At 58.1% G+C, this 13,124-nt stretch carries 12 protein-coding genes; 6 read left to right on the top strand and 6 right to left on the bottom strand.

Going from position 1 to position 13,124, the window contains the following annotated elements; all coding sequences use genetic code 11:
• Nucleotides 1-10 precede the first annotated feature (10 nt).
• Together SERAS12_RS22695 and uvrA are read right to left on the bottom strand one after the other, a co-directional pair.
• Nucleotides 11-1,063: an NAD(P)-dependent alcohol dehydrogenase gene (locus SERAS12_RS22695; protein WP_013814734.1), complete on the bottom strand. Its 1,053-nt coding sequence runs from the start codon at nt 1,061-1,063 to the stop codon at nt 11-13.
• Nucleotides 1,064-1,286: 223 nt separating this feature from the next.
• Entirely contained in the window at nt 1,287-4,121 is a 2,835-nt protein-coding gene (uvrA, locus tag SERAS12_RS22685) for an excinuclease ABC subunit UvrA (RefSeq protein ID WP_013814733.1), read from the bottom strand.
• A gap of 277 nt (nt 4,122-4,398) precedes the next feature.
• Here uvrA and ssb1 point away from each other — a divergent pair, with 277 nt between their 5' ends.
• The gene (ssb1, locus tag SERAS12_RS22680) at nt 4,399-4,935 is read left to right on the top strand and encodes a single-stranded DNA-binding protein SSB1 (protein WP_006317814.1); all 537 of its coding nucleotides are present in this window, start codon (nt 4,399-4,401) and stop codon (nt 4,933-4,935) included.
• A 63-nt stretch (nt 4,936-4,998) separates the two neighbouring features.
• Here the strand turns inward: ssb1 and SERAS12_RS22675 are convergent, their stop codons facing one another.
• Nucleotides 4,999-5,748, bottom strand: a complete 750-nt coding sequence (locus tag SERAS12_RS22675; protein ID WP_013814732.1) for a 3-oxoacyl-ACP reductase family protein — start codon at nt 5,746-5,748, stop codon at nt 4,999-5,001.
• A gap of 129 nt (nt 5,749-5,877) precedes the next feature.
• On the opposite strand from SERAS12_RS22675, the gene SERAS12_RS22670 reads away from it, so the two are divergent.
• Nucleotides 5,878-6,795, top strand: coding sequence for a LysR family transcriptional regulator (locus SERAS12_RS22670; RefSeq protein WP_013814731.1), 918 nt, complete (start codon nt 5,878-5,880; stop codon nt 6,793-6,795).
• A gap of 56 nt (nt 6,796-6,851) precedes the next feature.
• Here the strand turns inward: SERAS12_RS22670 and SERAS12_RS22665 are convergent, their stop codons facing one another.
• Entirely contained in the window at nt 6,852-7,112 is a 261-nt protein-coding gene (locus SERAS12_RS22665) for a YdgH/BhsA/McbA-like domain containing protein (RefSeq protein WP_013814730.1), read from the bottom strand.
• A 178-nt stretch (nt 7,113-7,290) separates the two neighbouring features.
• Entirely contained in the window at nt 7,291-7,434 is a 144-nt protein-coding gene (locus SERAS12_RS26715) for a hypothetical protein (protein ID WP_275426053.1), read from the bottom strand.
• A 17-nt stretch (nt 7,435-7,451) separates the two neighbouring features.
• On the opposite strand from SERAS12_RS26715, the gene SERAS12_RS22660 reads away from it, so the two are divergent.
• The 4 genes from SERAS12_RS22660 to SERAS12_RS22645 all read left to right on the top strand — a co-directional run bounded on the left by SERAS12_RS22660 (nt 7,452) and on the right by SERAS12_RS22645 (nt 12,121).
• Nucleotides 7,452-8,120 (top strand): glutathione S-transferase family protein, encoded by a 669-nt coding sequence (locus SERAS12_RS22660; RefSeq protein ID WP_013814729.1) that lies wholly within the window; start codon nt 7,452-7,454, stop codon nt 8,118-8,120.
• A gap of 47 nt (nt 8,121-8,167) precedes the next feature.
• The gene (locus tag SERAS12_RS22655; RefSeq protein WP_013814728.1) at nt 8,168-8,575 is read left to right on the top strand and encodes a VOC family protein; all 408 of its coding nucleotides are present in this window, start codon (nt 8,168-8,170) and stop codon (nt 8,573-8,575) included.
• Nucleotides 8,576-8,924: 349 nt separating this feature from the next.
• The gene (locus SERAS12_RS22650) at nt 8,925-10,286 is read left to right on the top strand and encodes an NCS2 family permease (RefSeq protein ID WP_013814727.1); all 1,362 of its coding nucleotides are present in this window, start codon (nt 8,925-8,927) and stop codon (nt 10,284-10,286) included.
• Between the two features lie 185 nt (nt 10,287-10,471).
• Entirely contained in the window at nt 10,472-12,121 is a 1,650-nt protein-coding gene (locus tag SERAS12_RS22645; RefSeq protein WP_013814726.1) for a Na+/H+ antiporter, read from the top strand.
• Nucleotides 12,122-12,150: 29 nt separating this feature from the next.
• Here the strand turns inward: SERAS12_RS22645 and SERAS12_RS22640 are convergent, their stop codons facing one another.
• Nucleotides 12,151-13,038: a LysR family transcriptional regulator gene (locus SERAS12_RS22640; protein ID WP_013814725.1), complete on the bottom strand. Its 888-nt coding sequence runs from the start codon at nt 13,036-13,038 to the stop codon at nt 12,151-12,153.
• Nucleotides 13,039-13,124: the final 86 nt, after the last annotated feature.

The raw sequence follows: 13,124 nt of genomic DNA, 5'->3' as shown, positions 1-13,124 counted from the left end.
GCCCGTAGCATTATGCTCGCAGAGAGTTGATATCCACCACGAAACGGTATTTCACGTCGCTTTTCAGCATGCGCTCATAGGCTTCGTTGATTTGCTGCATCGGGATCAGTTCGATATCCGAAGTAATGCCGTGCTGGCCGCAGAAATCCAGCATCTCCTGGGTTTCTGCAATGCCACCGATCAGCGAACCGGCGAGGCGGCGGCGTTTCATGATCAGGTTGAACACCTGCGGTGACGGGTGGTCATGTTCCGGGGCGCCGACCAGCGTCAAGGTGCCATCACGTCGCAGCAGGTTGAGGAACGGGTTCAGATCGTGCTGGGCGGCTACCGTGTTGAGAATAAAATCGAAGCTGTTGGTGTGCTGCGCCATTTCTTCCGGGTTGCGAGAGATCACCACCTCATGAGCGCCGAGGCGTTTGGCGTCTTCAACTTTGGAAGCCGACGTGGTGAACAGCACCACATGAGCGCCCATTGCTCGCGCCAGCTTGACCCCCATATGCCCCAGCCCGCCGAGACCGACGATACCGACTTTCTTGCCCGGCCCGGCACCCCATTGGCGCAGTGGCGAATAGGTGGTGATACCGGCGCAAAGCAGCGGCGCGACGCCGGCCGGGTCGAGGTTTGCCGGCACCCGCAGCACAAAGTCCTGATCCACCACCATCGCGGTTGAGTAGCCGCCGTAGGTGATGGCGCCGGTTTGCCGATCCTGGCCGTTATAGGTGCCGGTAAAACCGTTTTCACAGTATTGCTCCAGCCCTTCGTCACAGCTCGGGCAGCTGCGACAGGAATCGACCATGCAGCCGACACCGACCAGATCGCCAACCTGATGGCGGGATACGTGGCTACCGACGGCGGTCACGCGGCCAACAATTTCATGGCCGGGCACTACCGGGAAAATCGAGTTGTTCCATTCGTTGCGGGCCTGGTGCAGATCCGAATGGCAAACGCCACAGAACAGAACCTCGATTTGCACATCGTGGTCGCGCAGGGCGCGCGGTGTGTAATCGAAAGGAACGAGCGCTGACTTCGCGTCATGCGCGGCATAGGCATGCGTAATGTTCATGGTAACTCCAGTCATCAGTGAATGGGGGGAGAATGCTTTCCGGCGGCAGAGTGCCGGTGAGACGCGGCCCAGGTCATACAGGCGGCGCAGAGGGAACATTGATGATAAAAGGGGCGAGCAGGGAGGGAAATGCCTGAAAATGTCTAAATCTTGCCTGTTTCTCTTTAATTTGGGCAGAACGGATAAAATGGCGGGCCGCAAAACGGCCCGCTGACAAGAAAGGTTATTTCTTCATTTTCAGTAACGGCTTGAGGAAGCGTGCGGTATGCGAAGCTTCGCAGTTGGCCACGGTTTCCGGCGTGCCGGAGACCAGGATCTCACCGCCGCCGCTGCCGCCTTCCGGCCCCAGGTCGACAATCCAGTCCGCCGTTTTAATCACGTCCAGGTTGTGCTCAATCACCACGATGGTGTTGCCCTGATCGCGCAACTGATGCAACACCGCCAGCAGTTGCTGGATATCGGCGAAGTGCAGGCCGGTGGTCGGTTCATCAAGGATATACAGCGTCTGGCCGGTACCGCGTTTAGACAGCTCGCGCGCCAGCTTGACGCGTTGCGCCTCACCGCCGGACAGCGTGGTCGCCGACTGGCCGAGGCGAATGTAGGACAGGCCGACGTCCATCAGCGTTTGCAGCTTGCGCGCCAGCGCAGGCACCACGTCGAAGAAATCGCGCGCTTCTTCGATGGTCATCTCCAGCACTTCGTGGATGCTTTTGCCTTTGTACTTCACTTCCAGCGTCTCACGGTTATAGCGCTTGCCTTTGCACTGGTCGCAAGGCACGTAGATATCCGGCAGGAAGTGCATTTCCACCTTGATCACGCCGTCGCCCTGACAGGCCTCACAGCGCCCGCCCTTGACGTTGAAGCTGAAGCGGCCCGGGTTATAGCCGCGGCTGCGCGACTCCGGCACGCCGGCGAACAGTTCGCGCACCGGGGTGAAGATGCCGGTGTAAGTGGCCGGGTTGGAGCGTGGGGTTCGGCCGATCGGGCTTTGATCGATGTCGATCACTTTGTCGAAATGTTCGAGGCCGGTCACTTCGCGGAACGGCGCAGGTTCGGCAATGGTGGCGCCGTTGAGCTGGCGTTGGGCGATCGGGAACAGCGTGTCGTTGATCAACGTGGATTTGCCTGAGCCGGAGACCCCGGTAATACAGGTAAACAGCCCCACCGGCAACGTCAGCGTCACGTCTTTCAGGTTGTTGCCGCGCGCGCCGCTCAGCTTCAATACCTTGGTCGGATCGGCCGGTACGCGCTGCTCAGGAATGGCAATCTCGCGTTTGCCGCTGAGGAACTGGCCGGTCAGCGACTCAGGCTGCGCCATGATGTCTTCGACGGTGCCTTCCGCCACCACCTGGCCGCCATGCACGCCGGCGCCGGGGCCGATGTCGATCACGTGATCGGCGGCGCGGATGGCGTCTTCGTCATGCTCCACCACGATCACCGTGTTACCCAGGTTACGCAGGTGGATCAGGGTTTCCAGCAGGCGTTCGTTGTCACGCTGGTGCAGGCCGATCGACGGCTCATCAAGAACGTACATTACGCCCACCAGGCCGGCGCCGATCTGGCTGGCCAGGCGAATACGCTGTGCTTCACCGCCGGACAGGGTTTCCGCCGAGCGCGACAGCGACAGGTAGTTAAGCCCGACGTTCACCAGGAATTTCAGGCGGTCGCCAATCTCTTTCAGGACTTTTTCGGCGATCTGGGCGCGCTGGCCGCTGAGCTTCATGTTCTGGAAGAAGGTCATGGCGTGGCCGATGCTCAGATCGGAGATTTCCGGCAGCGTGGTGTCTTCGACAAACACGTTGCGCGCTTCTTCGCGCAGGCGGGTGCCGTGACAGGAGGCGCAAGGGCGGTTGCTGATAAACTTCGCCAGCTCTTCGCGCACCGCGCTGGATTCCGTCTCTTTATAGCGGCGTTCCATGTTGTGCAGCACGCCTTCGAACGGGTGGCGGCGCACGGTGGTGTCACCGCGATCGTTAATGTATTTGAACTCGATCGATTCTTTGCCGGAACCGCTGAGCACCGCTTTCTGCACGTTGGCATCCAGGGAGTTGAACGGCGCTTCGACGTCGAAGGCATAATGTTCCGACAGCGAACGCAGCATCTGGAAGTAATAGAAGTTGCGGCGATCCCAACCGCGGATTGCACCGCCGGCCAGCGAAAGCTCGGGGTTCTGCACCACGCGTTCCGGATCGAAGAACTGCTGCACGCCCAGGCCGTCACAGGTCGGGCAGGCGCCGGCCGGGTTGTTGAACGAGAACAGGCGCGGTTCCAGCTCGCGCATGCTGTAGCCGCAGATTGGGCAGGCGAAGTTGGCGGAGAACAGCAGCTCATCCGCTTTTTCGTCGTCCATGTCGGCCACTACCGCCGTGCCGCCGGACAGTTCCAGCGCGGTTTCGAACGATTCCGCCAGGCGCTGCGCCAGATCTTCACGCACCTTGAAGCGATCGACCACCACTTCAATGGTGTGCTTCTTCTGCAGCTCGAGCTTCGGCGGATCGGAGAGGTCACAGACTTCGCCGTCGATGCGCGCACGGATATAGCCCTGGGTCGCCAGGTTTTCCAGCGTTTTGGTGTGCTCGCCCTTGCGGTCTTTCACCACCGGCGCCAGCAGCATCAGGCGTTTGCCTTCCGGCTGGCCGAGCACGTTGTCCACCATTTGGCTGACGGTTTGCGCCGCCAGTTCCACATGGTGATCCGGGCAGCGCGGTTCGCCGACGCGGGCGAACAGCAGGCGCAGGTAATCGTGGATCTCGGTGATGGTGCCGACCGTGGATCGCGGGTTATGCGAGGTGGATTTCTGCTCGATGGAAATCGCCGGCGACAGACCTTCAATATGGTCGACGTCCGGTTTTTCCATCAGCGAAAGAAACTGGCGTGCATAGGCGGAGAGCGACTCGACGTAGCGGCGCTGCCCTTCGGCATACAGCGTATCAAAAGCCAGCGAGGACTTGCCTGAACCGGACAAACCGGTGACGACGATCAGCTTGTCACGCGGGATAATCAGGTTGATGTTTTTGAGATTATGGGTTCGAGCACCACGAACTTCGATATTGTCCATTTACACTTCCCGTCTTGATGATACACCGCGCCTGTCTGGGTTTAGTGCGGGTGATTTTGTGATCAACCGCGCAAAAAACCGGCACAGCCAGTACGAAACGCATAATTATGACACAAAAAAACCTGAATGAATATCCAGTATACGAATGCAACAAGGTCGTTCGAAAGGACAATTCTGGAATACAATACGCAGTTATCAACACGGGTGTCGTTTCAGGCTGAGCGTGTTAAACTTACTCGTTTATACTGTGTAAAAATCAATCATCAGGAGAGTTCTCATGGCCAGCAGAGGCGTAAACAAAGTAATTCTGGTCGGGAATCTGGGCCAAGACCCGGAAGTCCGTTACATGCCGAATGGCGGCGCAGTGGCCAACATTACCCTGGCGACCTCCGAAAGCTGGCGTGACAAGGCGACTGGCGAGCAGAAAGAAAAAACCGAGTGGCACCGCGTTGTGTTGTTCGGCAAGCTGGCTGAAGTTGCGGGCGAGTATCTGCGTAAAGGTTCCCAGGTGTATATCGAAGGTGCCCTGCAGACCCGTAAATGGACCGATCAGGCTGGCGTAGAAAAATACACCACCGAAGTTGTGGTTAACGTTGGCGGCACCATGCAGATGCTGGGCGGCCGTCAAGGCGGCGGCGCACCTGCAGGCGGTGGTCAGGCAGCAGGCGGCCAGGGCGGTTGGGGCCAGCCTCAGCAACCACAGGGCGGCAACCAGTTCAGCGGCGGCCAGCAGGCGCGCCCAGCGCAGAACAACGCGCCGGCAGCCAGCAGCAACGAACCGCCAATGGACTTCGACGACGATATTCCTTTCTGATATCAGGCTGTCTGAAGCCAATAAAAAAGCCCCTTTTCGGGGCTTTTTGCTTTTCTGCCAACCTTAAGCCGAGAAGCCGCCGTCGATGCTCAGACTGGCACCGGTGATATAACCCGCTTGCGGGCCGGCCAGGTAGGTGACAAAGCTGGCGATCTCCTCATCTTTACCGTAGCGACCGATGGCTATCAGCTGTTTCAACTGCTCGGCGAAATCGCCGTCGTCCGGGTTCATCTCGGTATCCACCGGGCCGGGCTGCACATTGTTGACGGTGATGCCGCGCGAGCCGAGATCGCGCGCCATGCCCTTGGTCAGGCCGACCAGCGCGGATTTGCTCATCGCGTAAACTGCGGCGCCGCCAAAGGGCACTCGCTCGGCGTTGGTGCTGCCGATGTGAATGATGCGGCCACCGTCGTTCATATGGCGTGCAGCTTCCTGGCTGGCAACAAAGACGCTGCGTACGTTCACCGCGAGCATACGGTCCAGATCTTCCAGCGCCAGTTCTTCGGTGCTGCCCAACGTAAACACCCCGGCGTTGTTCACCAGAATGTCCAGATTGCCGAAGCTGTTCACCGCCTGGCGTACCGCCTGCTGTACTGCGGCGGCGTCGGCGCTGTCGGCTTTGATGGCGATAGCCTTGCCGCCGGCGGCGGTGATTTCACTCACCACGGCATCGGCCCGATCGGCGGAAGCTACGTAGGTGAATGCCACCGCGGCACCATCACGCGCCAGCCGTTTGACGATGGCGGCGCCGATACCGCGTGAGCCGCCCTGAACGAATGCGACTTTGCCTTGCAGAGAGAGGGTTACTGACATGATGTTTCTCCAGAGTGGGTAAGGTTAAAAAATCTACCGGACCAGTATCGGAGAAACGCAACGTGGCCACTAGCCACAAAGCGCTATAATCAGCTTAAACCATTGGTTTGAAATCAACAGAGGAAAGCCATGCTCGGCCATCTGGAATGTTTTGTCAGCAGCGCGGAAAACGGCAGTTTTTCCGCTGCCGGCCGCAAACTGGGCATCAGCTCTGCGGCGGTGGGGAAAAATGTCACCAAGCTGGAGACGCTGGTGGGCGTACGGTTATTCCAGCGCAACACGCGCAAGCTGATCCTGACCGAAGAGGGGGAACGTTTTCTTCAGGAGGTGAGCGGCGGTTTGCAGTCGATCCAGTGCGCGCTGAAAGGGGTGAACAGCAGCGGCTCTATAGCGGCAGGTACGCTAAAGGTCAGCATGGGCACCGCCTTCGGTCTGCATTTTGTGATGCCTCTGTTGCCGGCGTTTTTGTCTCGTTATCCGGCGATCGTGCCAGACTGGCATTTTGACAATCGCAAAGTGGATATGATTGGCGAGCACTTCGATGCCGCAATTGGCGGCGGCATCGAACTGGCGCAGGGGATGATTGCGCGTGAATTGGCGCCGGCTCACGGGGTATTGGTAGCCTCGGCGGATTATCTGCGGCGTCATCCGCTTTTGAGCCAGCCGGAACAGCTGGCGAATCACGCGGGAATTTTTATCCGCTCGCCGCAAACCGGGCGCATTCGCAACCTGCCGCTGCGCAATGCGGATAACGAACAGCGGGCGCCATTGATGACCATTAACATGACGGTGAATGAGCCGGAGGCGGCGGCGCGAGCGGCGGAAATGGGGCTGGGCATTGCGTTGATCTCCATGCCAAGTGCCTTGCCTTATCTGGAAAGTGGTCGCTTATTGCGGGTGTTGCCAGCCTGGTATGTCGATCGCGGCAGCGTCTATCTTTACTTTCCCACTACCAAATTCCTGCCCAGCAAAACCCGGGTGTTTGTCGATTACATCACCGAGCAATTTCGCCTGCAGAAGCTGGCTACGCGTTTTGATGCGCGCTAGAAACGAGAAAAGCCCCTCGCGGGGCTTCTTTCTTCCGTCAGTGGGCTGTCTGACGATCAGTTGAAAATTTCAGCGGTGCCGTGCAGTTTGTTCTGGCCACCGGCGGAGATGATGCGGTAAGCGCTGGCGCCTGATGCTGCGGCCTTGTTAGCCAGTTCGGTTTCCAGTGCGCTCAGGTTAGAGGCGCCGGCAACGGAGATGACACCGATTTTCTGAGCGTCGGCCGCAGGTTGGCTGGAAGGCTGGTCAGCGGCAACGGAAGCGAAAGAGGCGGTAGTCAGCAGTACGGCAGTAGCAAAAATTTTGATGTTCTTCATGATTCAATCCTCAGGGTATTTTTCAGGTGAGAGCTTGTATCCTCTCGATGTGCTGAATAATAGACTTGCATGTGCAAAGAGAAAATCGGAGAGTTTTGATTATCTGATTCAAATAAATTGACTTAATTTAGAGCGCTGGCGTGCTGGAATAATCGCCACTACCCTTTAAAGGTGATTCTTAAAGGGGAGGCGCAATGACATCAATGCATTTGTCGGCCGCCATCAGATCCGCTTTTACCGCTTCACTGACGATCGACTGACGTTGCGCGCCGTGCCGCTGCAAATCGGTGACGGCGTGCAGACTGGCGAACTGATTTGGCAACGGATTGGAGAAATTTCATGATTATCGTGCACCATCTGAATAATTCACGCTCGCAGCGCATCCTGTGGTTTCTGGAGGAGCTGGGTGTGCCGTACCAGGTGCAGCGTTACCAGCGCGACCCGCAAACCCTGCTGGCGCCGCCGGAGTTGAAAAAGATCCACCCGTTGGGCAAATCCCCGGTGATTGTCGATGGCGATCTGACCCTGGCGGAATCCGGCGCCATTATCGAATATTTGCAAGAAGCCTACGATGCCCAGGGATTGTTTATCCCGACTGACCATCATGCTCGCCAACAATACCGTTACTGGCTGCATTATGCGGAAGGATCGCTGATGCCGCTGCAGGTCATGAAGCTGGTGTTCAGCCGCCTGGGTCAATCGCCGGTCCCCTGGCTGTTGCGGCCGGTAGCAGGGGCGATTGGCAAAGGGGTTCAGCGGGAGTATCTGGACAAACAGATCGCTACGCATCGCGATTATCTTGAGCAGCACCTGAGCAAAAGCACCTGGTTTGTCGGCAATGAATTCAGCGCGGCGGATATCCAGATGAGCTTTCCGCTGGAAGCGATGGCGGCGCGCGGTTCGCTGGACAATTGCCCGAAGCTGCGCGGTTATCTGCAGCGTATTCATTCCCGGCCAGCCTACCAGCGGGCGCTGGAGCAGGGCGGCCCTTATGAATTGCTGAGCTGAGGGCATGATCTATACTTGACGGGTTAACGTCTGTTCGGAGATAGCCTATGGCTACGCAAATTTTTGTTAACCTGCCGGTGGACAACTTGCCCGCATCCACCGAGTTTTTCACCCAGTTGGGTTTCAGCTTTAATCAGCAGTTTACCGATGATACCGCCGCCTGCATGGTGGTCAGCGAGACCATTTATGTGATGTTGCTGACTCACGATAAATTCAAAATGTTCACCCCGAACCCGATTGGCGATGCCAGGAGGGCGACCGAAGTGCTGGTTTGCCTGTCGCAGCCCAGCCGGGCGGCGGTGGACAGCCTGGTGCGCAAGGCGATTGCCGCCGGCGGCAATACCTATAATCAGCCGCAGGATTACGGTTTTATGTACGGCCACGGTTTCCAGGATTTGGACGGCCACATCTGGGAACTGATGTACATGGATGAAAAAGCCGCACAGGCTCAGTAACCGGTTTTTGCCCCCTGAGCCGGGGGCGCCCCATCGGATTTACCTATGTGACAAATCTCGCCTTTTCGATAATGATTGATCTCGACGCTTTTCTGCATGAATTGCCGCGATCTTTGGTTGATCAGAGGGTATGGAAGGCCGGATAATCGTTTGCCTTGAATAAACCACCATTAATCACCCGCATCACGCGATGAGAGTTAAACGTTTGCCTTTTTACGCGGCGCCAACGGGCGGCGCGGCCGAAGGGCAGGGAAGCCAACGTGATGGAAAAGATTCCGTAATGAACATGCGCGGGCGGAATAACAAGCCTTTTGAAACGGGCTGGCAATGAAACACAGGGGACAGCAACATGTCGAATTCTCAAGCGAACAACGCCGTTAAACCAAAAGGCGGGCTTGATGGCTATTTTAATATTTCCGCACGCGGCAGCTCCGTGCGTCAGGAAGTGGTGGCGGGATTAACCACCTTCCTGGCGATGGTTTACTCGGTGATCGTGGTGCCGAGCATGTTGGGTAAAGCGGGCTTTCCGCCAACGGCGGTGTTTGTTGCCACCTGCCTGGTCGCCGGCCTCGGTTCATTGCTGATGGGGTTATGGGCTAATCTGCCGATGGCCATCGGTTGTGCGATTTCCCTGACCGCCTTCACCGCTTTCAGTCTGGTGCTGGGCCAGCACATCAGCATTCCGGTGGCGCTGGGCGCGGTATTCCTGATGGGCGTGCTGTTCACCATTATCTCGATAACCGGCATCCGTTCCTGGATCTTGCGCAATCTGCCGATGGGCGTGGCGCACGGTACCGGTATCGGCATCGGTCTGTTCCTGCTGCTGATCGCCGCCAACGGCGTGGGTCTGGTAGTGAAGAACCCGCTGGATGGCCTGCCGGTGGCGCTGGGCGCATTCACCTCTTTCCCGGTGGTGATGACGTTGCTTGGCCTGGCGGTGATTTTCGGGTTGGAAAAACTGCGTGTGCCCGGCGGTATTCTGCTGGTGATCATCGCCATTTCGGTGATTGGCCTGCTGTTTGACCCAGCGGTGAAATATCAGGGGCTGTTCGCCATGCCAAGCCTGGCGGACGCCAATGGTCATTCGTTGATCTTCAGCCTGGATATTATGGGTGCGTTGCAACCTGTGGTGTTGCCGAGCGTGCTGGCACTGGTGATGACCGCAGTGTTTGACGCTACCGGCACCATTCGCGCGGTGGCCGGCCAGGCCAACCTGCTGGATAAGGACGGGCAGATCATCAACGGCGGCAAGGCGCTGACTTCGGATTCCCTGAGCAGCATTTTCTCCGGCCTGGTGGGCGCAGCCCCGGCGGCGGTCTATATCGAATCCGCAGCGGGCACCGCAGCGGGCGGTAAAACCGGCCTGACCGCAACCGTGGTCGGCCTGCTGTTCCTGCTGATCCTGTTCCTGTCGCCGCTGTCTTATCTGGTGCCGATTTACGCTACCGCACCGGCGCTGATGTACGTCGGCCTGCTGATGTTGAGCAACGTCACCAAGCTGGACTTCAACGACTTTGTCGACGCCATGTCCGGCCTGCTGTGCGCGGTGTTTATCGTGCTGACCTGTAACATCGTCACCGGTATCATGCTGGGCTTCAGCTCGCTGGTGATTGGCCGCATTTGCTCCGGTGAATGGCGCAGGCTGAATATCGGTACCGTGCTGATCGCCGTCGCACTGGTGGCGTTCTACGCCGGTGGCTGGGCGATTTAATCTTCTGTGTTTCCCCCTCCCGTTGGGTGGGGGAAAGTCTGACTGCATTCCCCCTTCAGAAAAGTCTTCTTCTTTCTGTGCTGCGTTTTGAAAGGCACAACAAGCTTTAATCGCTGTAAAAAAAGTGATCTACTATCGGGGTATATATCAGAGATGTAGTCTGAACCCGAGAGTCTAAGGAAAGCATGGAAATATTTTTTACAATCCTCATTTTGATCCTGGTGGTTTCCCTGTCCGGGGTGGTGACACGTATGTTGCCGTTCCAGATACCGCTGCCGTTAATGCAAATTGCCATCGGGGCTCTGCTGGCGTGGCCGCATTTCGGGCTGCATGTCGACTTTGACCCCGAACTGTTCCTGGTGCTGTTTATCCCGCCGCTGCTGTTTGCCGACGGTTGGAAAACCCCAACGCGTGAATTTCTGCATCACGGCCGTGAAATTTTGGGGCTGGCGCTGGTGCTGGTGTTGCTTACCGTGGTCGGTATCGGTTACCTGATTTACGCCATGGTGCCGGGCATACCGCTGGTGGCGGCGTTTGCGCTGGCGGCGGTGCTGTCGCCAACGGACGCCGTGGCGCTGGGCGGCATTGTCGGCAAAGGGCGCATTCCGAAACCGATCATGGGCGTGCTGGAAGGCGAGGCGCTGATGAACGATGCGTCCGGCCTGGTTTCACTCAAGTTCGCCATCGCGGTGGCGATGGGCACCATGGTGTTTACCGTGGGCGGTGCCACTCTGGAATTTCTCAAGGTCGCTATCGGCGGTCTGCTGGCCGGTGTGGCTGTCACCTGGTGTTACAGCAAATCGCTGCGGATGATGAGCCGCTGGAGCGGCGATGATCCGGCCACGCAAATCGTGTTCCTGCTGCTGTTGCCGTTCGCTTCTTATCTGATTGCCGAACACATCGGCGTCTCCGGCATTCTGGCCGCGGTTGCCGCGGGGATGACCATCAGCCAGTCCGGCGTGATCCGCAATGCGCCATTGGCGATGCGCCTGCGTGCCAATAGCGTCTGGGCGATGCTGGAGTTCGTGTTTAACGGCATGGTGTTCATCATGTTGGGCCTGCAACTGCCGGGGATCCTGGAAACCTCAATCCTGCAGGCAGAGCTGGATCCGACCATTCAGACCTGGTACCTGTTCGCCGACGTGGCGATTATCTACGCAGCGTTGTTGTTGTTGCGCTTTACCTGGTTGTGGCTGATGAAAAACGCCAGCCGACGCTTTATGAAAAAACGGCCGCTGCAGTTTGGCGATTACAGTACGCGTGAGCTTTGGATAGCGTCGTTCGCTGGGGTGCGCGGGGCAATCACGCTGGCCGGCGTGCTGTCGATTCCGCTGCTGCTAAGTGACGGCACCGCCTTCCCGGCGCGCTATCAGTTGGTGTTTATCGCTGCCGGCGTGATCCTGCTTTCACTGATCGTCGGCGTGCTGGCATTGCCGTTGCTGCTGCGCGGCGTAGTGGTGGCGGACAAGAGCGCCAGCAAGAGCGAGGAGCGGATGGCGATTGCCATGGCGGCGGAAGTGGCGATCGAAAGCATCAACAAGATGGAAGAACGCCTGGCCGTCGATGTAGAAGAAAACATCGACCCGCAGGTGCTGAAAGAGATCAGTTCACGGGTCGTGGGCACGTTGCGGCGGCGCATCACCACCAAAGACGATATCGAAAATGCGCTGATGCTGGAGAACCTCGAGCGACGCTTCCGCCTGACCGCGCTTCGCGCCGAGCGTGGGGAGCTGTATCACCTGCGCGCAACGCAGAAAATCAGCAACGAGACGCTGCAAAAGCTGTTGCACGATCTCGACCTGCTGGAAGCGCTGCTGATAGAGCGCGAAGGGTAATGCCAACAGGGCCGCAGACGCGGCCCTAGTTATTTGACCGGCGGCCAGTAGTCGCGGCAGCAGGCGATCCAGGCCTGGGCGCCGTGCGACAGGTAGTTGCCCTGGCGCCAGATTAGCCCTACACGCCATTCCATCTTCGGTTCCAGCGGCAGCCAGATCAGGTTTTCTTTATCCAGCCACTGGCAAACCGGCTCCGGCAGGGTAGCGATGCCGACCCCGGCCTGCACCATCGATGCCAGAAAATCCCACTGCCCGCTGCGTACGGCAATCTGCGGTTCAAAACCGGCCAGGCGGAACGCCTTCATCAGCATTTTGTACAACGAGAAATCCTCGTTATAAATCAGGATCGGCCAGTTGGCCAATTCGGTGATATCGATGCTGGTGCGGTTAAGCCAGTGCGGCGTACGCGGCACAACCACGCACATCGGATGACTCAGCAGCGGCAAGAAGGTCAGCGGTTGATCCAGGTCGACGGGCAATATCGTCATCGCCAGATCCAGTTCGCCGGACATCACCGCCTGCTCGACCGATAACCCGCCCAGCTCGGAAATTTTCAGCTCTATGCCAGGATAGGTCTGGCGAAACTGGCGGATCAAATCGGCTATCTGCCGGCCAACCATTGGCGGGATACCCAGCCGCAACACGCCTTTTTTCACCGAACTGATGTCTTCCAGTTCGGCCTCCAGTTGGCGGAACTCATCCAGGATCGCCAGCCCACGCTGGTATACTGCCTGGCCGCTGTCGGTCAGGTGCAGCTTGCGTCCTTCGCGGATCAGCAGCGTACACTCCAACTCTTCTTCCAGATGCCGCAGCATTTTGCTGATGGTCGGCTGGGTGACGAACAGTTTCTCCGCCGCGCGGGTAAAGCTTTGCTGGCGCACGACTTCCACGAAGTAACGCAGGGTGCGGACATCCACGTTGGGCTCTCCTCAGGGCAATACCGGCAGGAAACTATTCCCTGATGGCATGATATTGATGATTTTAATTCATTTCAGGCAAGGTT

Origin of the sequence: Serratia sp. AS12 (assembly GCF_000214195.1) — a bacterium.
GTDB lineage: Bacteria > Pseudomonadota > Gammaproteobacteria > Enterobacterales > Enterobacteriaceae > Serratia > Serratia plymuthica.
The sequence above is the reverse complement of the archived record's forward strand: the minus strand, read 5'-3'. Positions and strand labels throughout refer to the sequence as shown.